Source organism: Mycobacterium terramassiliense (assembly GCF_900157385.1).
GTDB lineage: Bacteria > Actinomycetota > Actinomycetes > Mycobacteriales > Mycobacteriaceae > Mycobacterium > Mycobacterium terramassiliense.
The window spans coordinates 806,697-828,602 of record NZ_LT717699.1; the positions used below are offsets into that span (position 1 = coordinate 806,697).

General features: G+C 68.5%; 7 protein-coding genes. 4 read left to right on the forward strand and 3 right to left on the reverse strand.

The genetic code is table 11. The features are described 5' to 3' along the window. Window positions 1-59 precede the first annotated feature (59 nt). Window positions 60-926, reverse strand: a complete 867-nt coding sequence (locus tag MTAB308_RS07875) for a class I SAM-dependent methyltransferase (RefSeq protein ID WP_083746462.1) — start codon at window positions 924-926, stop codon at window positions 60-62. Between the two features lie 971 nt (window positions 927-1,897). Here MTAB308_RS07875 and MTAB308_RS07885 point away from each other — a divergent pair. Genes MTAB308_RS07885 through MTAB308_RS07895 form a run of 3 tightly spaced genes read left to right on the forward strand, consistent with a single transcriptional unit; the run spans window position 1,898 to window position 19,318 of the window. Further along, window positions 1,898-2,128, forward strand: coding sequence for an MbtH family protein (locus tag MTAB308_RS07885; protein WP_077098901.1), 231 nt, complete (start codon window positions 1,898-1,900; stop codon window positions 2,126-2,128). A gap of 5 nt (window positions 2,129-2,133) precedes the next feature. Then, a complete protein-coding gene (locus MTAB308_RS07890; protein ID WP_083746472.1) occupies window positions 2,134-6,714 on the forward strand; it encodes a non-ribosomal peptide synthetase in 4,581 nt (1,526 codons plus the stop codon). Further along, window positions 6,701-19,318, forward strand: a complete 12,618-nt coding sequence (locus tag MTAB308_RS07895) for a non-ribosomal peptide synthetase (protein ID WP_083746463.1) — start codon at window positions 6,701-6,703, stop codon at window positions 19,316-19,318. Before MTAB308_RS07890 ends, MTAB308_RS07895 begins: the two co-directional genes overlap by 14 nt. Window positions 19,319-19,360: 42 nt before the next feature. Here the strand turns inward: MTAB308_RS07895 and MTAB308_RS07900 are convergent, their stop codons facing one another. Both MTAB308_RS07900 and MTAB308_RS07905 read right to left on the reverse strand, forming a co-directional pair. Then, window positions 19,361-20,035, reverse strand: a complete 675-nt coding sequence (locus MTAB308_RS07900; RefSeq protein ID WP_077098902.1) for a methyltransferase family protein — start codon at window positions 20,033-20,035, stop codon at window positions 19,361-19,363. A 252-nt stretch (window positions 20,036-20,287) separates the two neighbouring features. After that, window positions 20,288-20,575 (reverse strand): hypothetical protein, encoded by a 288-nt coding sequence (locus tag MTAB308_RS07905; protein WP_077098903.1) that lies wholly within the window; start codon window positions 20,573-20,575, stop codon window positions 20,288-20,290. 638 nt (window positions 20,576-21,213) lie between these two features. On the opposite strand from MTAB308_RS07905, the gene MTAB308_RS07910 reads away from it, so the two are divergent. Further along, the coding region (locus MTAB308_RS07910; protein ID WP_173842131.1) for a PE family protein at window positions 21,214-21,906 on the forward strand (693 nt) is incomplete at its 3' end.

Sequence of the window (21,906 nt, forward strand, 5' to 3'; positions counted from 1 at the left end):
CCAGCGTGCGCACACCGCCACCGAGGCAGGCTCGGCGTCGCAGCGCGGCCGGGGCGACCCTACGCGGCTTCGGCGCGCAGTTGAGACCTCAGTATCCGGTACTCCAACAAGCCGGCCCGCATCTGTTCGTAGATCGCGGACCCGGGCAGGGAGAGGAAGTTCGCGACACGGGCATTTCTGTCGCCGTAAACCTCAGCCCAGGTATCGCTCGCTTGATCGCGCGAGGCCAGCACGTTACCGGTGATATCCCGGTCGCTTTCGGTGACGAAGCCCGATCGCTTCAAACGCATCCTCACTTGGTCCCAGTCTTCGGGGCTTAAAAAGTCGGTGTGTAAAAACCATCCCGCGGGCCGGCAAATCCGGCGAACTTCACCCAGGAATTTTGGCAGATTCCCGTAGGAATGCGAGGACTCGACGTTGATGATGGCATCGCAGGACGCATCGGGTAGGGGAATATTCAGCGCATCGCCGACCCGGAAGTCGATCGGACGCCTGACGTGCGTTTTGCTGCAGAAAGCGATCGCTTCCGAGGACATGTCGATGCCGATCACCTGAGCGTTGAACTTCTCGGCGACAAGGGCGGCGTTGCCGCCGCGCCCACACCCTATTTCGACGACTGTGCGGTCATTGAGGTCAACCGAACCGATGACTTCGAACACCAGCCGGACCGAGTTGGCGTTGAAAGTTCCCGATCGGATGGTGAACGCGGATTCGTCGTCCGAACCCAGCGAGCAGTACCCATAATTGAGGAAAAAAGATGAATCGGCGACCCCGGCGTCCTCTAGCCGGCGACTGAGCAAATTATAGAAACTTTTCCAGCCACCGGCGGTGGTGGAAAGTAGGTCGTCAGCGAGGTGCTCCGACATTGCAACTGGTGAATTATCCTTCGATTCAACCTGCGCCGAAGGTTCGCTATGGTTGTCCATATTATGTCGCCCCAACCGGATCTACTTTGACCCATGATCGGTCACATGGTGTCTTTATTGTGGATATTTTGATTCGGAATACACCGGCCCAACGTGCCGCCCAATCAGGTTGCATGCTACACGACCGGCTAGCGTCGGGTAGCGGCTCAACCTTCCCGCGTTAGGCGTCATAATTCATGTTGTCCAGATGCCTCCAATTCACCTCGAACGGTCCGCGGGCGCAGCGGCCACGGCCTCGCTAAATTGCGATGTCCACACAGTAGTGTCGATGTGGGCCATCTCAAAGATCGTTGCTCCGTCCTCGGAAGTTCTGAGGGCGCCGTCGTTGGGCGGGGCGGCCGCCGGCGCCCCGGCGTTCGGTTCGCGCCGACGGAATTAGGCGGTCACCATCATCACGCCAACGGCAGTGCGCGCGACGGGCCCGTGCGCCCATCCGAAGGTGCCGCGGCGAGAGCGAGTCGCTCGGCGGACCGCACGAGCCACCCGCGGCGCGGCGCCGCATCTTTTCGGCACTCGATGGATTAGGTGTGTGCAGACCGCGATCCAACGCCGGCACGGTGGCGTAGGGCCACAGCGGCCGGTCGGTCGTGCCGATGGGACCTCGGTGTTGCGCCGGCGCCGCAGGGGGTGAGTGGGGTCGATGCGGAAGGCGACCAAGGCCGGCGTCGTCGCGGCGGAGATGCCCGAGGCGCCGGGGACGGCGAATATGCCAACACCGTCCGGCGAGTCGCCGCGGGTCACGGCGACGCGGCGTCGGAGGCGGGTGGAAGGACGGCCGCTCCGCAAACCGCAGGTAGAAGAACCGCGCGAAAACCATACCTATCGTTCGCCTAGGTAACGTCGCCGATGCAGTGGTGTGGGCGGATCGGACCGCTACCACAAATTCCCCGAAGGCTTAGACAAGCTCTGTGGGGCTCCAGTATGGTTTAGAACTTGTTATACCCATGTCCAGTAGACGGTCTGGAGACGCGGTGACCACTAATCCGTTCGACGATGACGACGGCACTTTTTTCGTCTTGGTCAACGACGAGGAACAACACAGTCTGTGGCCGGCCTTCGCCGATGTTCCCGCCGGTTGGCGGGTCGTGTACGGCGAAGCGGACCGCGCGGCGTGCCTGGACTACATCGAACAGAACTGGACGGATATACGGCCGAAAACCCTGCGCGACAGATTAGCGGCGGGTCAGGGGTTTGATAGGTAATCCGGATGGAAGTTGATGACCGGGCTTTCCCGCTGACGCGGGGGCAGCTGGACATTTGGCTCGCCCAGGAAACGGGTCACTCCGGTACGGAGTGGCAGCTTGGTGTGCTTGTCCGATTCGACGGCACGGTAGACCGCGAGTTGCTCGCGCGCGCGATCCGTCACGCGATGCGAGAGGCCGAACCGGCCAGGGCGGCCGTCTTCGAGGTGGATGGCCAGGTCTTGCAGAGGGCGATCGACGACCCGGACTTCGAGGTGGCCTTTCACGACCTGAGCGACACGCGCCATCCGGTTCAGGAAGCCCGTCGTATGGCGTTATCGATTCAACACACGCCGATGCCGCCGACCGGCCCGCTGTTCAATTTTACTTTGTTCCAAACATGGTCCGATGAATTCTACCTATTCGGGTGCTTCCATCACATAATCGTGGACGGCTCCGGAATTACTCTCATCGCGAACCGGATTGCAACCGTCTACGCGGCAATTGTTGCGAACGCACCCATTCCGCCCGCCTTCTTCGGCTCGCTGCAGGACTTGGTTCGCTGCGAGTCGGAATACGAAGCATCCGCCGATTATCTGGAAGATCAGGACTATTGGGCCAAGAATCTTCCACCCGAAAGCGGACCGCATAACGGGTTTCTCCCGGCCGTCGACGAGGGGGATCGGTCTGCGCCTTCCGCGCCGGTTCGACTGGACGCTGCCGTCCTTCGACGAGTTCAAGAATTGTCCGACTCGTGGAATATGCCTCGCTCGTCGGTCATCACCGCGGCGTGTGCCCTTTTAGTGCGTGGGTGGTGCGCCGAGGGCTCAGAGGTGGTGCTCGACTTCCCGGTCAGCAGGCGCGTGCGTCCGGAGTCAAAGACGCTGCCGGGCATGGTTTCCGGGGTGGTACCGCTGGTGTTGAGCGTTTCGCCGCGAGCCACGGTCGCCGATTTCTGTACGTATGTCGACGCGCGAATACGCGAGGCGCTGGACCACCAGCGGTTCCCGGTGCACGCCCTGGAACGCAAGGCCGACCCGCGCGGCGCGGGACAGCGAGCCGATCGGGTGAGCGTCAATTTCATGCCGTCGAAGATGACAATGGACTTCGCCGGTGTCGCCGCCTCTGCGTCATTCACCAATCCCGTTCAGGTGGGCGCCTTCGCGCTGATCTTCTCTGGCGGCGGCGACCAGCTATTTCTCAGCACGGCGGGTGCCGGGGGTCCGTTTGCGAATCTCGACGTCTCGGAATTGGCGACGCGGTTGGGCCGGACGCTGGTGGCGATGACCGCCGATCCGGGGCGGCGGCTCTCGTCCCTGGATCTTCGCGATGCCGCCGAGCTGGACGGGCTCGACGAGTGGGGCAACCGTGCGGTGTTGAGTGGGCCGGCGCCCGCATCGCAGTCGATCCCAGCGATGTTCGCCGCGCAGGCTGCGCGCGCCCCGGAGGCGGTCGCGATCACTGTCGGGGAATCGTCGTGGACCTACGGCGAGGTTGAGCAGACCGCCAACCGGTTGGCGCAGCTGCTGGCCGGCCATGGGGTAGGCCCGGGGCAGCGGGTGGCGCTGCTGCTGGAGCGTTCGGCCGAGGCGATCGTGGCCATTCTGGCGGTGCTCAAGACCGGGGCCGCGTATGTGCCGATTGACCCGGCGGTGCCGACGGCCCGAATCGCGTTCATGCTCGACGACGCCGCGCCGATTGCGGCGATTACCGCCACCGGCTTGGCCGACCGGCTGGACGGGCGCGATCTGCTGATCATCGATGTCGCCGAGGTCGCAGGCCCCGACGCCGGCCGCCACCCCTGCGCGGCGCTGCCCGCGCCGGAGCCGGACAATATCGCCTACCTCATCTACACCTCCGGGACGACCGGCGTCCCCAAAGGGGTGGCCATCACGCACCACAACGTGACCCGGCTGCTGGAGTCACTCGACGTCGAGCTGTCGCCGGGGCAGGTGTGGTCGCAGTGGCACTCGTTGGCGTTCGACGTCTCGGTGTGCGAGATCTGGGGTGCGCTGCTGTCCGGCGGCCGCCTCGTGGTGGTGCCCGAGTCGGTGGCCCGCTCGCCCGAAGACTTCCATGCGTTGTTGGTCAGAGAACGGGTCGAAGTCTTGAGCCAGACCCCGTCGGCGTTTTACGCGCTGCAAACCGCGGACGCGCTCGCACCCGACCTGGGACGTCAACTCCAGCTTCGGGCGGTGATCTTCGCCGGTGAGGCGCTGGAGCCGCAGCGGTTGCGGACGTGGCTGGACAACCATCCGGAATCAACCCGGCTGCTCAACTTGTATGGCACGACGGAGACGACGGTGCACGCCTCGTTTCGGGAGATCTTCCCCGAGGACGTCGAGCGCCCCGCCAGTCCGATCGGCGTGCCGTTGGGCCAGTACGCGTTCTTCGTGCTGGACGCGTGGTTGCAGCCGGTGCCTGCGGGTGTCGTCGGGGAGTTGTATGTGGCCGGCGGCGGCGCGGGGTGTGGGTATTGGCGACGCCCGGGCTTGACGTCGACGCGGTTTGTGGCGTGCCCGTTCGTCGGCGCGGGAGCGCCCGGACAACGGATGTATCGCACCGGCGACCTGGCGTGGTGGGGGGCCGACGGGCAGCTGCGGTACGTGGGGCGCGCCGATGAGCAGGTCAAGATCCGCGGCTTTCGGATCGAGTTGGGTGAAGTCCAGGCCGCACTCGCCGCACTGGACGGGGTCGGGCAGGCGGTGGTCGTCGCTCGCGAGGACCGCCCCGGCGACAAGCGCCTGGTGGGGTATGTGACGGGGAGCGCCGAGCCGGCCGCAGCGCGCGCCGCGCTGGCCGAGCGGTTGCCGGCGTACATGGTGCCGGCCGCGGTTGTGGTCATCGACGCGGTGCCCCTGACGGTCAACGGCAAGCTCGACAAGCGCGCCCTGCCCGCACCCGAATACCAGGACGTCGATCGCTATCGGGCCCCGGGCAACGCGGTCGAGGAGATCCTGGCCGACATCTACGCGCAGGTGCTCGGCTTGGAGCGCGTCGGGGTGGACGAGTCGTTCTTCGAGCTCGGTGGGGACAGCATCTTGTCGATGCAGGTGGTGGCGCGCGCACGGGCCGCGGGCGTGGTGTGCCGGCCGCGCGATGTTTTCGTCGAGCAAACCGTGGCCCAGCTGGCCCGGGTAGCCGAAGTGGCCACCGGTGACGCCGATGTCAGCGACGAGGGTCTCGGCCCGATGGTGGCGACACCGATCATGCGCTGGCTGCACGGCGTCCAGGGGCCGGTCGACCAGTTCAACCAGACGGTGTCGGTGCAGGCCCCGGCCGGGGTGACCGAGACCGATGTGGTCGCGGTGTTGCAGGCCGTGCTGGATCGGCACGCCACGCTGCGCCTTCGCGTCGACAGCAACAACACCGACGGCGCCGGGGGCTGGTCGCTGACGGTGCCCGAGGCCGGTGCGGTGGATGCCCGCGGGTGCCTGCGCGCGGTGCCGGTGTTGTCCGATGAGGCGGTGATCGAGGCGCGGTCGCGGTTGGACCCCGCGGCCGGGAGAATGCTGAGTGCGCTGTGGGTGGCCGACACCGGGCAGTTGGTGTTGATCGTTCACCATCTGGCCGTCGACGGGGTGTCGTGGCGGATTCTGCTCGAGGACCTCAATATCGCCTGGGCCCAGCATCGTGGTGGGCAGCAGTTGGTGTTGCCGGCGCCCGGGACCTCGTTCGGCCGCTGGGCGTCGCTGTTGGCCGAGCACGCGCGCCGCCCGGAAGTCGTGGCGCAGGCCGACGCTTGGCGGCAGATCGCGGCGGCGCCCGCGGCACTGCCGCCGGTGCGTCCCGAGGTCGACACCTACCTGAGCGCGGGCACCTTGTCGGCGCAGCTGGACGCCGAGACCACCCGGGCGCTGCTGGACGAGGTACCGGCGGCGTTTCACGCCGGGGTGCACGACATCCTGCTGATCGCGTTCGCCTTGGCGGTCGCGGAATTCGTGGGCGGCGGCGGCGCGCCGATGGTCATCGATGTGGAAGGTCACGGGCGCCACGAGGAACTGGCCCCCCATGTCGACCTGTCCCGCACGGTCGGGTGGTTCACGACCAAATACCCGGTATCGCTCGCGGTCGGCGGGCTGGACTGGGCGCGGGTGGTGGCCGGTGACGCGGCGCTGGGCACGGTCATCAAAGACGCCAAAGAGCAGCTTCGCGCGCTGCCGGACGGTTTGACCTACGGGGCGCTGCGCTACTTGAACGACGACGTCGACCTGGCACCCACCGACCCGCCGATTGGGTTCAACTATCTCGGGCGGCTCGGTGCGGCGGCCGAGGTGTCAGGTGACGTTTGGCGGCTCAGCCAGGACGGCTGGTCGGTCACCGACGTCGCCGCGGCCATCCCCATGCCCCTGATGCACACCGTGGAACTCAACGCCAGCACCGTCGACGCCGCCACCGGTCCACAGCTGCACGCCCGCTGGACGTGGGCGCCCTCGACCCTCGACCAGGTGCGGGTCAGCCGGCTGAACCGGTTGTGGTTCGACGCGCTGGCCGGCATCTGCGCGCATGTGCGAGGCGGCGGGGGCGGATTGACGCCCTCCGACATCGCCGCCGGCCTCAGCCAGCAGCAAATCGACGACCTACAGCGGCAATATGCGGATAGCTGACGTTCTGCCACTGACCCCCTTGCAGCAGGGGCTGTGGTTCCATGCCATCACCGCTCAGGGCGGGGATGACGTGTATGCCGTGCAGCTGGAGATCGCGCTGAGTGGTCCGGTCGATCACGACCGCCTGCGCACGGCGGTGCAGGCGGTCGTCATCCGCCACCCGAACCTGGCGGCCCGATTCTCCGACAAGTTCGACCAGCCGGTGCAGATCATCCCGGCCGACCCCGTGGTGCCGTGGCGCTACGTCGACCTTCGCGACGCTCGCCCGGACCTCGACGGGCAGATCCGGCAGGTGTGTGCCGCCGAACGCGCCGCGGTCTGCAACCTCACCGACCAGCCCGCCTTTCGCGCCGCGCTGATCGGCACCGCCGAAGATCAGCACCGGTTGGTGCTGACCAATCACCACATCGTGCTGGATGGCTGGTCGCTGCCGATCCTGCTGGGGGAAATATTCGCCAGCTATCACGGGCGCTGGCTGCCCGCGGCGGCGAAGTACCGCAGCTTCGTGACGTGGCTGACGAGCCGCGACCTTGACGCCGCGCGCGAAGCCTGGCGTGAGGTACTGGCCGGATTCGACACCCCCACATTGCTGAGCCCGCCGGGCCGGCGGGGTCTGGGGCCGCGCGGCGTCGCATCGTTCCGGGTGGCCGAGCACACCACGCGGGCGCTCGGTGAGCTGGCGCGCGCCAGCCACACCACCGTCAGCACCGTCGTGCAGGCCGCCTGGGCGCAACTGCTGATGTGGCTGACCGGCCGGCCCGACGTCGCTTTCGGCACGACGGTGTCGGGACGGCCGCCCGAGCTGCCCGGCGCCGACTCGATGGTGGGCCTCTTTATCAACACGGTGCCGGTGCGGGCGAGCGTCACGGCCACGACCACCACCACCGAGCTGCTCGATCAACTGCAACACGCCTACAACCACACGCTCGACCACCAGCACCTGGCGCTCAGCGAGATGCACCGCGTCACCGGACTGGACCAGCTGTTCGACACCTTTTTCGTGTACGAGAACTACCCGCTCGACGCGGCCGCGTTGTCGGGCGCCGACGGATTGGCCGTCACCGATTTCACCCACCGCGAATACAACCACTACCCGCTCGCGGTGCAGGCCATGCCGGGCGCCGAAATGGGCCTTCGCGTCGAATTCGACACCGATGTGTTCGACGCGGCCGCGATCGAGACGCTGATCGAGCGGTTCAAGCGGGTGCTGGCGGCGATGACCGCCGATTCGGGGCGGCGGTTGTCGTCGATGGATGTGCTCGACGCCGCCGAGCACGCCCAGCTGGAGAGGTGGGGCAACCGCACCGGATTGGCCCAGCCGGTGGGTGTGCCGGTGTCGATTCCGGTGCTGTTCGGCGCGCAAGTGGCGCGCACGCCGGACGCGGTGGCGATCACCGCGGGGGAGCGTTCGTGGACCTACCGCGAGGTCAAGCAGGCGGCCAATCGGTTGGCGCACATGTTGACCGGCCAGGGTGTGGGTCCGGGCCAGCGCGTGGCGCTGCTGTTGCCGCGCTCGGCCGACGCGGTGGTGGCGATGTTGGCGGTGCTGAAAACCGGGGCGGCATACGTGCCGATCGACCCGACGGTGCCCGCGGCCCGGATGGAGTTCGTGCTCGACGACGCCGCGCCGATCGCGGTGATCACGACCGCGGGCCTGGCGGACCGGCTGGACGGGCGCGACGTGGCGGTCATCGACATCGACGACCCCGCCGTCGATCGCCAACCCAGCACCGCGTTGCCGGCGCCGGCCCCCGATGACATCGCCTACCTCATCTACACGTCGGGTACCACCGGAACCCCCAAGGGCGTGGCGATCCCGCACCGCAACGTGACGCGGCTGCTCGAGACGCTGGACGCCGATCTGGAACTGGCGGGGCAGGTGTGGTCGCAGTGCCATTCGTTGGCCTTCGATTTTTCGGTGTGGGAGATCTGGGGCGCGCTGCTCTACGGCGGCCGGCTGGTGATCGTGCCCGATTCGGTGGTCCGCTCGCCGCAGGATCTGCACGCTTTGCTGGTCGCCGAACAGGTCACCGTCTTGAGCCAGACCCCGTCGGCGTTTTATGCGTTGCAGACCGCCGATGCGGCACAGCCCGAGCCGGAGCCTCGTCTGAAGCTCGAGGCCGTGGTCTTTGGCGGCGAGGCGCTGGAGCCGCAGCGGCTGCGGAGTTGGCTGGACAACCATCCGGGTTTGCCGCGGCTGATCAATATGTACGGCATCACCGAGACGACCGTGCACGCGTCGTTCCGGGAGATCGTCGTCAGCGACGTCGACAGCGTCGCGAGCCCCATCGGGGTTCCGCTGGCCCATCTGGAGTTCTTCGTGCTCGACGGGTGGTTGCGGCCGGTCCCGCCGGGTGTGGTGGGGGAGTTGTACGTGGCCGGTGCCGGAGTGGCGGACGGCTATGTGGGCCGGGCGTCGCTGAGCGCGACGCGGTTTGTGGCCTGCCCGTTCGTCGGCGCGGGAGCGCCCGGACAACGGATGTATCGCACCGGGGACCTGGTGTGGTGGGGTCCCGACGGACAGCTGCGGTACGTCGGACGTGCCGACAAACAGGTCAAGATCCGCGGCTACCGCATCGAACTCGGCGAAATTCAGGCGGCCCTCAGCGCGCTGGACGGCGTCAAGCAGGCGGCGGTGATCGCCCGCGAGGACCGCCCCGGCGACAAGCGCCTGGTGGGCTACGTCACCGGAGTCACGGACCCGGCCTCGTTCGGAGCGTCGGCGCGCGCCGCGCTGGCCGAGCGGCTCCCGGCATACATGGTGCCCGCCGCGGTGGTGGTGCTCGACGCGCTGCCGTTGACGGTCAACGGCAAACTCGACACCCGGGCCCTGCCGGCACCCGAATACCAGGATGGCGACCACTATCGCGCCCCGACCAGCGCGGTCGAAGAGCTGCTGGCCGGCATCTACGCGCAGGTCCTGGGCGTGCAGCCGCCGCGGCTGGTGGGGGTGGATGAGTCGTTCTTCGACCTCGGTGGGGATTCGCTGTCGGCCGTGCGCCTGATCGCCGCGGTCAACAGCGGCCTGGATGCCGGTCTTTCGGTGCGTACGCTGTTCGAGGCGCCCACCGTTGCCCAGTTGGCGACGCGCATCGGTGGGGATGAGGCGCAGTTGGAGCCTCTGGCGCCTTTCGCCGCCGCCGAGCGGCCCGCGGTGATTCCGCTGTCGTTCGCCCAGAGCCGGTTGTGGTTCATCGACCAGTTCCAGGGTCCCTCGACGATCTACAACATGGCGGTCGCCCTCCGGCTGCGCGGGCGGATGGATGCCGTTGAAGAAGAGGCGTTGGGCGCGGCGCTGGCCGACGTGGTGGCCCGGCAGGAGAGCCTGCGCACGCTGTTTGCCTCACACGACGGCATACCGTGCCAGCTGATCGTGCCTCCGGAGCGGGCCGACTTCGGTTGGGCCGTCGTCGACGCGATCGGCTGGTCGGAGAGCCGGCTGACCGAGGCCTTCGACGCGGTGGCGCGTCACCCGTTCGACCTGGCAGCCGAGATCCCCATGCGGGCAAGGCTTTTCCGGGTTGCCGACGATGAACACGTGCTGGTGGCCGTGGTGCACCACATCGCCGCCGACGGTGCGTCCATCACCCCGCTGGTGCGCGATCTCGGGGTCGCCTACGCCAGCCGCAGCGTGGGGTCGGCCCCCGACTGGCCCGACCTCGCGGTGCAGTACGCCGACTACACGCTGTGGCAGCGCGCGCAGCTCGGGGAGCTCGGCGACAGCGGCAGCCGCATCGCCGCGCAGCTGGCCTACTGGCAGGAGGCCCTCGCCGGGATGCCGGAGCACCTGCAGCTGCCCACCGACCGGCCCTACCCGCCGGTCGCGGACTACCGCGGCGCGAGCGTGTCGGTGGACTGGCCGGCCGACCTGCAGCGGCAGGTCGCCCGGGTGGCCCGCGAACACAACGCCACCAGCTTCATGGTGATGCAGGCCGCCATGGCCGTGTTGCTGGCCAAGCTCACCGCGAGTTCCGATGTGTCCGTGGGCTTTCCGATCGCCGGGCGCGGGGACCCCGCGCTGGACGAGCTGGTGGGCTTCTTCGTCAACACCCTGGTGCTGCGTGTTGATCTGGCCGGCGATCCCAGCGTCGCCGAACTGCTCGCCCAGGTGCGGGCGCGCAGCCTGGCCGCATACGAGCATCAGGACGTGCCCTTCGAGGTGCTGGTGGAACGGCTCAACCCGACCCGAAGCCTGACCCACCACCCGCTGGTCCAGGTGATGTTGGCCTGGCAGAGCGGGCAGGGCCAGGGTATGACCGGCCCCGCGGCCGGGTTGGCCTTGGGGGGCTTGCAGGTCACGCCGTTGCCGCTCGACACCCGGACGGCCCGCACCGACCTGGCGTTCTCCCTGGGCGAGACGTGGACCGACGCCGGTGAGCCCGCTGGAATCACCGGGGCGGTGGAATTCCGGACCGACGTGTTCGACGCCGCCAGCATCGAAACGCTGATCGAGCGACTCCAGCGGGTGCTGGTCGCCATGACGGCGGACGCGGGGCGGCGGCTGTCGTCGGTGGATCTGCTCGACGAGGCCGAGCACGCCCGCCTCGACGAGGCGGGCAACCGCGCGGTATTGACGAGGCGGGCCCCGGCCCCTTTGGTCTCGGTACCGGAGCTGTTCGCCGCCCAGGTGGCCCGCGCCCCCGAGGCGCCGGCGGTGACCTTCGAGGGCCGGTCGATGACCTACCGAGAACTCGACGAGGCCGCTAACCGGTTCGCGCACTTGCTGGCCGGCCACGGTGTCGGCCCGGGCGCGTGTGTGGCGTTGCTGTTGGACCGGTCGGCTCAGGCCGTCGTGACCATGCTGGCGGTGCTGAAGGCCGGGGCGGCCTACCTGGCGATCGACCCGGCGCTGCCGGCGGCCCGGATCGCGTTCATGCTGGACGATGCCGCGCCGGTCGCCGCGGTCACCACCGCGGGGTTGGCCGAGCGGCTGGACGGGCGGGACCTGGCGGTCATCGACATCGATGAAATCGGGGCCGCCGTCGGGGACCAACCCATCCCCGCGCCGCCGGCACCGGCGGCCGACGACATCGCGTACCTGATCTACACCTCGGGGACCACCGGAACGCCTAAAGGTGTGGCGATCGCCCACCGCAACCTGGCCCACCTGGCCCAGTCGACGCCGACATCGTTGCCGGCGACACAGGTGTGGACGCAATGCCACTCGTACGCTTTCGACTTCTCGGTGTGGGAGATCTGGGCGGCACTGCTCGGCGGCGGGCGGCTGGTGGTGGTGCCTCAGTCCGTCGTCGCCTCACCGGACGATTTCCACGACCTGCTGGCCCGCGAACGCGTCAACGTGCTCACGCAAACCCCGTCGGCCGTTGCCGCACTGTCCCCGCAACGATTGGAGTCGGAGGCGTTACTGCTCGGCGGCGAGGCCTGCCCGGCCGAGGTGGTGGACCAGTGGGCGCCCGGGCGGGTGGTGATCAACGCCTACGGCCCCACCGAGGCCACGGTGTATGCCTCGATGAGCGCGCCGTTGCAACCGGGGTCGGGGGCGGCCCCGATCGGTGCGCCCGTGTCCACGGCGGCGTTGTTCGTCCTGGACGAGTCGTTGCGGCGGGTGCCTGCCGGTGTGGTCGGGGAACTGTATGTGGCCGGCCGGGGGGTGGGCGTCGGATACGTCGGCCGGACCGGGCTGACCGCCTCGCGCTTTGTGGCCTGCCCGTTCGGCGGCGCGGACGCGCCCGGAACCCGCATGTACCGCACCGGGGACTTGGTACGGTGGCGCGCCGACGGGCAGCTGCAGTACCTGGGTCGCGCCGACGAGCAGGTCAAGATTCGCGGCTACCGCATCGAACCGGGCGAAGTCCGGGCCGCGCTGGCCGCGTTCGACGGCGTGGAGCAGGCGGTGGTGGTCGCTCGCGAAGACCGCCCCGGCGATAAGCGTCTGGTGGGGTACATCACCGGGACCGCGGATCCGGTGGCGGTGCGTTCTGCGCTGGCCGAGCGGCTGCCGGCTTACATGGTTCCCGCCGCGGTGGTGGGGTTGGCGGCGCTGCCGTTGACGGTCAACGGCAAGCTCGACGCCAGGGCGCTGCCGGCCCCCGGATACGAGGCCACCGATAGCTACCGCGCACCGACCAACCCGACCGAGGAGATCCTGGCCGGCATCTATGCCCAGGTGTTGGGGGTGGAACGGGTCGGGGTGGACGACTCATTTTTCGACCTGGGTGGGGATTCGCTGTCGGCGATGCGCCTGATCGCAGCGATCAACACCGGTCTGGGCGCCGGCGTCGCGGTGCGCGCGGTGTTCGAGGCGCCGACGGTGGCCCAGTTGGCGACGCGCATCCACGGTGGTGAGCGCGGGCTGGAGCCCTTGGTGGCCGTCGAGCGGCCCGCTGTGATCCCGTTGTCGTTCGCGCAGAACCGGTTATGGTTCATCGACCAGTTGCAGGGTCCGTCACCGGTGTACAACCTGGCGGTGGCGCTGCGGCTGCGTGGGCGGCTGGATGCCGACGCGTTTTGCGCGGCGCTGGCCGACGTGGTGGGCCGCCATGAAAGCCTGCGCACGCTGTTCGCCGCCCCCGACGGGATACCGCAGCAGCTGGTGCTCGCCGCCGAGCGGGCCGACTTCGGTTGGGACGTAGTCGACGCGACCGCATGGTCGCCGGTCCGGCTGCAGGAGGCCATCGAGGAGACGGCGCGTCACAGCTTTGACCTCGCGGCCGAAATCCCTTTGCGCGCCAAGCTTTTCCGCGTCGCCGACGACGAACACGTGCTGGTTGCCGTGGTGCATCACATCGCCGCCGACGGCTTGTCGATCGACCCGCTGGTGCGTGATATGGCCGTGGCCTACGCCGGCCGATGTGCGGGGCAAGCTCCCGGTTGGACGCCGCTGCCGGTGCAGTATGTCGATTACACGCTCTGGCAGCGCGCGCAGTTCGGCGATCTCAGCGATGGCGACAGCCCGATCGCCGCCCAGCTGGCGTACTGGCAGCAGGCCCTGGCGGGGATGCCCGAGCGGCTGGAGCTGCCCACCGACCGGCCCTACCCGCCGGTGGCCGATCAGCGGGGCGCCGCCGTGCTGGTGGGTTGGCCCGCCGAATTGCACCGGCAGGTGGCCCGGGTGGCCCGCGAACACAACTCGACCAATTTCATGGTGATGCAGACCGCGTTGGCCGTGCTGCTGGCCAAGCTGAGCGCGAGTTCCGATGTGGCGGTTGGCTTCCCAATAGGCGGGCGCCGTGACCCCGCGCTGGACGAGCTGGTCGGTTTCTTCGTCAACACGCTGGTGTTGCGCGTCGATCTGACCGGCGATCCCAGTGTCGCCGACCTGCTCGCTCAGGTGCGGGCACGCAGCCTCGCCGCCTACGAGCACCAAGATGTGCCCTTCGAAGTGGTCGTCGAGCGGCTGAATCCCACGCGATCGCTGACCCATCACCCGCTGGTTCAGGTGATGCTGGCCTGGCGGACCCTGCACGGCATCGACGACGATGTCGAGTTGGCGTTGGGAGACCTCGAGCTCACCCAGCTGCCGGTGGACACCGGCACCGCCCGCATGGACTTGGCGTTCTCGTTGGAAGAACACCTGAATGAGGACGGTGAGCCGGCCGGCATCGCCGGGTCGGTGGAGTTCCGTACCGACGTGTTCGACGCGGCCAGCATCGAAACGCTGATAGCGCGTTTGCAGCGCGTGCTGGTCGCGATGACCACCGACCCGGCTCGGCGGCTGTCGTCCATCGGCGTGCTCGACGAGGTCGAGCGGGCCCGGCTGGAGGACTGGGGTAACCGGGCGGTGTTGGCGAAGCCGGTCGGCCCGCCGGTCTCGATTCCGGAAGTGTTCGCCCAGCAGGTCGCGCGCGTACCGGACGCCGTGGCGGTGACCTTCGACGGCGCGTCGATGACCTACCGGGAGCTGGACAGGGCGGCCAACAGGTTGGCGCATCTCTTGGCCGATGAAGGCGTCGGCCCGGGACGGCGCGTCGGGCTGTTGTTGCCTCGGTCGGCCGATGCGGTGGTGGCGATCCTGGCGGTGGTGAAGACGGGCGCGGCGTATGTGCCGATCGACCCGGCGGTGCCGGCGTCGCGCATGCAGTTCGTGCTCGACGACGCCGCGCCGATCGCCGCGATCACCACCGCGGAATACCGCCCGCGGTTGGAGGGACGCGATCTGCTGGTCGTCGATATCGACGATGACGCCGTTGGCAGCCGGCCCAGCACCGCGGTGGCGGCGGCGTGCCCGGACGACGTCGCCTACATCATCTACACCTCGGGCACGACCGGAAACCCCAAGGGGGTGGCGGTCCCGCATCGCAACGTGACCCGGCTGCTCGAGACGCTGGCCGGCGACATGGAGCTCGCCGGACGGGTGTGGACGCAGTGCCATTCGCTGGCTTTCGACTTCTCGGTGTGGGAGATCTGGGGCGCGCTGCTGTACGGCGGGCGCGTGGTGGTGGTGCCCGACTCGGTGGTGCGCTCGCCCGAAGACCTGCACGCGCTGCTGGTGGCTGAGCGGGTCAGCGTCTTGAGCCAGACCCCGTCGGCGTTTTACGCCCTGCAGGCCGCCGACGCGTTGCAGCCCGAGCTGGGATCTCAGTTGGAGCTGGAGGCCGTGGTGTTCGGCGGCGAAGCGCTCGAACCGCAGCGGCTGCGCGCGTGGCGGGACACTCACCCCGCTCAGCCCCGGCTGATCAACATGTACGGCATCACCGAGACGACCGTGCACGCCTCGTTCCGCGAGATCGTCGCCGCGGATGTCGACACCGCGGTCAGCCCCATCGGGGTGCCCTTGGCGCACCTCGGTTTCTTCGTGCTCGATAAGTCGTTGCAGCCGGTGCCCCCCGGTGTGGTCGGCGAGTTGTACGTCGCCGGCGCCGGGTTGGCGCACGGGTACGTCGGCCGCGCGGGTTTGACGGCGACGCGGTTCGTCGCGTGTCCGTTCGGCGGCCCGGGAGCGCGCATGTATCGCACCGGCGACCTGATGTGCTGGGGCGCCGACGGGCAGTTGCGCTACCTGGGGCGCGCCGATGAACAGGTCAAGATCCGCGGCTATCGCATCGAACTGGGTGAGGTCCAGGCGACGTTGAACGGCCTGGATGGCGTGGAGCAGGCGGTGGTGATCGCCCGCGAGGACCGCCCCGGGGACAAGCGCCTGGTGGGTTACGTGACCGGGACGCTGGATCCGGCAGGGGTGCGCGCCGCGCTGGCCGAGCGGCTGCCGGCCTACATGGTTCCGGCCGCGGTGGTGGCGTTGGACGCGCTGCCGCTGACCGTCAACGGCAAACTCGACACCCGCGCCCTGCCGGCGCCGGAGTATCAGGACGTCGATCACTACCGCGCCCCCGCCGACGCGGTCGAGGAGATCCTGGCCGGCATCTATGCCCAGGTGCTGGGGCTGGAGCGGGTCGGGGTCGAGGAGTCGTTCTTCGAGCTCGGCGGGGACAGCATCCTGTCGATGCAGGTGGTGGCGCGGGCGCGCGCCGCCGGCGTGGTGTGTAGGCCGCGCGACATCTTCGTCGAGCAGACCGTGGCAAAGCTCGCCCGGGTGGCCGGCGTGGTCGCCGACGACGCCGAGGTGATCGACGAGGGCGTCGGGGCGGTGGTGGCCACCCCGATCATGCGCTGGCTGCAGAGCGTGCAGGGCCCGGTGGCGGAGTTCAACCAGACGGTGCTGGTGCAGGCCCCGGTCGGGGTGACCTCGTCGGACGTCGTGGCGGTGTTGCAGGCCTTGCTCGATCGGCACGCGACGTTGCGGCTGCGCGTCGACAGCAACAACACAGACGGCGCCGACGGGTGGTCGGTGACGGTGCCCGACCCGGGCTCGGTGGACGCGCGCGGCTGCCTGCAGACGGTGGACATGCTGTCCGACGACGCCGTGCTGGCGGCGCGAGCGCGGCTGAACCCGGCCGCCGGGGTGATGCTGAGCGCGCTGTGGGCGGCCCCCACCGGTCAGTTGCTGTTGATCGTTCACCATCTGGCGGTCGACGGGGTGTCCTGGCGGATCTTGCTCGAGGACCTCAACCTTGCCTGGGCGCAGCACCGCGGCGGGCAGCAGGTCGTGTTGCCGGCTCCGAGGACGTCGTTCGCCCGGTGGGCGGCGCTGCTGGCCGAGCACGCCCGCCGCCCAGAGGTCGTGGAGAAGGCGCCCGCGTGGCGGCGGATTGCGGCGCTGCCCGCGGAGTTGCCGGCGGTGCGGCCGGCGGTGGATACCTATGCGACCGCCGGGAACTTGGCGGTGGAGCTGGACGCCGAGACGACCCGGATGCTCCTCGGTGAGGTCCCCGCGGCGTTCCACGCCGGGATACACGAGATCCTGTTGATCGCGTTCGCGTTGGCGTGCGCCGAGTTCTTGGGGACTGGTGCCGCGCCGGTCGTGATCGACGCGGAGGGTCACGGGCGCCAGGAGGAGCTGGACGCCAGCGTCGACCTGTCGCGCACGGTGGGGTGGTTCACCACCAAGTATCCGGTGGCGCTCACCGTAGGCGGGCTGGACTGGGCCCAGGTGCTGGCCGGTGACGCGGGGCTCGGGGCGGTGATCAAGGACGCCAAAGAGCAGCTTCGGGCCCTGCCGGACGGTTTGACCTACGGGCTGCTGCGCTACTTGAACGGTGACGTCGACCTGGAGGGGTCCGACCCGACGATCGGGTTCAACTACCTGGGGCGGCTGGGCGCTGCGGCAACCGAGGTGTCCGGCGACATCTGGGAGATCCGCCAGGACGGCTGGGCGGTGACCGGCGTTGCCGCGGCGACCCCCATGCCGCTGATGCACACCGTGGAGCTCAACGCGGGCACCCTGGACGCCGCCACCGGTCCGCGCCTGCGCGCGGGCTGGACGTGGGCGCCGTCGGCCCTGGACCAGGCGCAGGTGAGCCGGCTGAGCCGCCTGTGGTTCGACGCGCTGGCGGGCATCTGCGCACATGTGCGAGGCGGTGGCGGCGGGTTGACGCCGTCGGATATCGCGCCCGCCCGGCTGAGCCAGCTGCAGATCGACGAGCTTGCGCGGCAGTACCGCATCGCCGACGTGCTGCCGCTGACCCCCCTCCAGCAGGGGCTGCTGTTTCACGCCAGCACCGCCCAAGGTGGCGACGACGTGTACGCGGTGCAGCTCGATGTCACGCTGAGCGGTCGGCTCGACCAGCACCGCCTGCGCGACGCCGTGCACACGGTGGTCGCCCGCCACCCCAACCTGGCGGCCCGGTTCAGCGCGCGGTTCGACCAGCCGGTGCAGATCATCCCGGCCGATCCCGTGGTGCCTTGGCGGTATCTCGACCTCAGCGAGGGGGATGTGGACCTCGATGAGCAGATCCAGCAGGTCTGCGCCGCCGAACGCGCCGCGGTCTACGACTTGGCCGACCATCCCGCGTTGCGGGTCGCCCTGATCCGCACCGCGGAAGACCGGCACCGGTTCGTGCTGACGAATCACCACATCGTGCTCGACGGGTGGTCGCTGCCGATCCTGCTGGGCGAATTATTCGCCAGCTATTACGGTCAACGGCTGCCGGCGGCGGGGTCGTATCGCAGGTTCGTGTCCTGGCTGGCCGGTCGCGACCTGGAGGGCGCCCGCGCGGTGTGGCGGGACATATTCGCCGGCTTTGCCGCCCCCACCCTGGTCGGACCGCCGGATTGGTTCGGGCTGGGGCGGCGCGGCGTCGCGTCGTTCCGGGTACCCGAACCGACCACGCGGGCGCTCGGCGAGTTGGCGCGCTCGCGCCACACCACCGTGAGCACCGTGCTGCAGGCCGCCTGGGCCCAGCTGCTGATGTGGCTGACCGGCCAGCGCGATGTCGCCTTCGGCGCCGTGGTCTCCGGGCGGCCGGCCGAGGTGCCGGGGGCGGACTCGATGGTGGGCCTCTTCATCAACACCGTGCCGGTGCGGGCGAGCATCACCGGCGGGACCACCACCACCGACCTGCTCGATCAACTGCAGGGTGACCACAACCGCACACTGGACCATCAGCACCTGGCGCTGAGCGAGATCCACCGTGCCACCGGCCACGCAAGGCTCTTCGACACCGTTTTCGTGTACGAGAATTACCCGGCGGACGCCACCGCATTGTCGGGAAGCGACGGGTTGGCCATCACCGAGATCACCAACCGCGACTACTACCACTACCCGCTCACGGTCCAGGCGCTGCCGGGCCGCGAATTGGAGCTGCACGTCCAATTCCGCGCGGACGTTTTCGACCGGGCCGACATCGAGGCACTGATCGAGCGGTTCAAGGAGACGTTGGTCGCCATGACCACCGACCCGGCGCGACCGCTGTCGTCGGTCGATGCGCCAGACGAGGGCAGGCACGCGCGCCCGGACAGATCCGGCCACCACCCGCCGCAGGCCCAGCCGGCACCCCCTGCGGTGTCGGTACCCGAACACCACCACAACGGTGAGGGCCACGCCCCGACGAGCCTGATCGAGCAGATCTTGACCGGGATCTACACGCAGGTGCTCGGCGTGGACCGCGTCGGGGTCGACGAATCGTTTTTCGACCTCGGCGGGGACTCCCTTGCCGCGATGCGGGCCACCGCCACGATCAACACCGCCCTCGATGCCAACCTCGAAGTGACCGCCCTGTTCGAGGCCCCGTCCGTCAGGCGCTTGAGCCAGCGGTTGGGCGGACACGCCTGCTCGGTCGAAGAGGTTCCCGTCATCCCGGATCTGTAGCGCCGCGCCGAGGCGAGCGCGGCTCGGCGAAACATGCGGTGGCTACCACATCGACGGCACCAGGCGATAGCGAACCTTCCGCGTGTACTCGAGGTATCCGTCCAACTCTTTCTGGAGCAGCTTCTCCTCGTCGCGGATGCGCGAGGTGAGCACCAGCAGACCGGGAACGACGAAAACCAGTCCCCAGTAAGAACCGAGCGCAAGGGGGATGCCGACCATCATGATCACGTTGCCGGTATACATCGGGTGCCGCACCAGCCCATACAGACCGCTGGAGACGACCTTTTGGTCCGCCTGCACCTGGACCGTGGCGGACGCGTAGCTGTTCTGGATGATCACCAGCGCCACCACACCCAGCCCGACGGCGACCAGGACATCACCGAGCACGCACACCGCCGTCGGCACCGGCGACCAGCCGAAGCGATGGTCGAGGCAGCTCACCACGACCATCGCCGCCAGCGACACATAGAGGCCGGCGATGATGACCCGCTGCGCCAGCCGGCCCTCGGCGGCCGGCCCCCCACGCATCCGGGCCTCGAGCGCGGCGGGGTTCTTACGCAGTAGGTACACCGCGGGGATCCAGGCCGAGATGCCAACCACCACAAGGAAAACCCATGCCTGCCAGTAATGGAACGTGCCTGCGGGCAAAAAAACCATCGAGCCGAACACGAGCAGCTCGACAAGCCCAAACACCAGCATTTTAGGAATGGTCTTCACCGATGCTCCTTCGTCCGTGCGGCCACCCTAAAACAGAGGCGCAGGACTGAAACTACCGCCGCCTACCCGGGGGATGTGCGCGATTGCCGCGCTGGACCACTCGTTGGCTTGCCACGGCGTCGACCTCGTCGGGACCGGCGTCATCAGCACGTTATCGCGGGAGCTACCGAGGATCGGCATCCGGGGATCCGCAGCGGTTGTCGGCCCACCCAGAGCGATGACTACCCCGCAGGCACGAGGGCGGGCAAACGATCACCTGGGCGCTGAGGGCACGCGCGCGGCACGTGCCGCACCGGGATGGAAATCGTTCGGTGGTACTTCGGGGGCGCCTTCCATCGGTCCTTCATGGCCGGCACTGCCACGTCGCAGGTTTTCGATGGCCTTGAGCACCTGTCGACCGACTGACATGTGATACTCGCGCAGGTATTCGGCCCGGCGCGGGTCATCCTCTGCCAAGTGATGGGTCAGCGGATGTTGCGTTTTCCACACGGCGTCCTGCGCCGCCTCGCCCACGGCGGCCTCGAAGTCGCTCTCCGTCATCGTCCCCCTGATCACGCGCCACGACTGACTCGCGCCCGATCTCCCATTATGTGCCACGACGATGCCCGTACCCATAAATTTTCTATATGAAACCGGTTGCAGTAATCGTCCTGCGCCTAATTAAACGTGTGTCTAAAACCATGCGTTAAGAGTCCGTTTATGCCGCGTGCCGCGGCATAAATAGCGGATCGAATCTCCTTGGAAAGCAACGAGTTTGGTCGTATCTGGCTGAGTTGGTCGGCACTTCCGGAGTGGCAACCCCGTTGAAAATGTTTGTTTCTGGATTCCGTACAGATCCGATCCCGCCGGAATGCTTTCAGTATTTGATAGTCGACGTAGAAGTCTGCGTCGCGGCCCATTGATCCGGCGACGGGCGCGCCCCACTTCGCGACCCAACGCGCGCACCCGAATCGATTCCCCGGGGAGGCCAACGCGTCACGACGGACGGCGACCGGGCGCGGTGCCGTCTGCGCGGCTTCGCCTTGCCGTCCCGCTCTGCGGCGGCGTGGCGGCGCAGGCCGGCTACGAAATTTCCCGAAACACAGTTATACAGGTGTGCAACGGGATAGGTTTTCAGTCGCTAGTGATGGTGACCGTAACGGCGGATGTATCACCCCGACGGTCTTCGGAGGTCAGCAGTGTCGTATTTGATCGCGGCGCCGGACGCGTTGGCGGCGGCGGCGGCGGATGTGGCGGCCATCGGCGCGTCGCTCGATGCCGCGCGCGCCGCGGCGGCCGCCCCCACCACCGCGGTATCGGCCGCCGCCGGTGACGAGGTGTCGGCGGCGGTCGCGTCGGTGTTTTCCCGTGCCGGCGCGGAGTTTCAGGCGCTCAGCAACCGGGCGGCGGCGCTTCAAGCCCAGTTAGCGCAGGCCTTGACCGGGTCGGGCGGCGCGTATTCGGCCGCCGAGGCGACGAATGCCTCGCTGTTGACCGGGCGCTCGCTTGCGGCGCCCGCAGCGGCTTTTCAAACGCCGATGCAGATCTTCGCGCACGCGGTGGCCGAAGCGTCCACGGGGTCCCTGCCGCCTCCGACGGAACCGCTGGCAACGGTGATGTATCAGTTGAATCAGACCAGCCAGACGTTCCTGGGACAGCCGCTGTTCTACAACGGCGCCAATGGGACGCAGGCCAGCCCGAACGGCCAAAACGGCGGCTTGCTGATGGGCAACGGCGGCAACGGCTGGAATTCCACCCTCGTCGGGGTCAACGGCGGTAACGGCGGGCAGGCCGGGCTCATCGGCATCGGAGGCGCCGGGGGGACCGGTGGCCCCGGTGCGGTCGGTGTGGCCCCCGGGACCGGTGGAACCGGCGGGGCGGCCATTTGGGTG

Excerpts from the sequence above, each read along its gene's own strand:
- MTAB308_RS07875 (WP_083746462.1), bottom strand. The coding sequence starts at position 926 with ATGGACAACCATAGCGAACCTTCGGCGCAGGTTGAATCGAAGGATAAT.
- MTAB308_RS07890 (WP_083746472.1), top strand. The coding sequence starts at position 2,134 with ATGGAAGTTGATGACCGGGCTTTCCCGCTGACGCGGGGGCAGCTGGAC.
- MTAB308_RS07895 (WP_083746463.1), top strand. The coding sequence starts at position 6,701 with ATGCGGATAGCTGACGTTCTGCCACTGACCCCCTTGCAGCAGGGGCTG.
- MTAB308_RS07905 (WP_077098903.1), bottom strand. The coding sequence starts at position 20,575 with ATGACGGAGAGCGACTTCGAGGCCGCCGTGGGCGAGGCGGCGCAGGAC.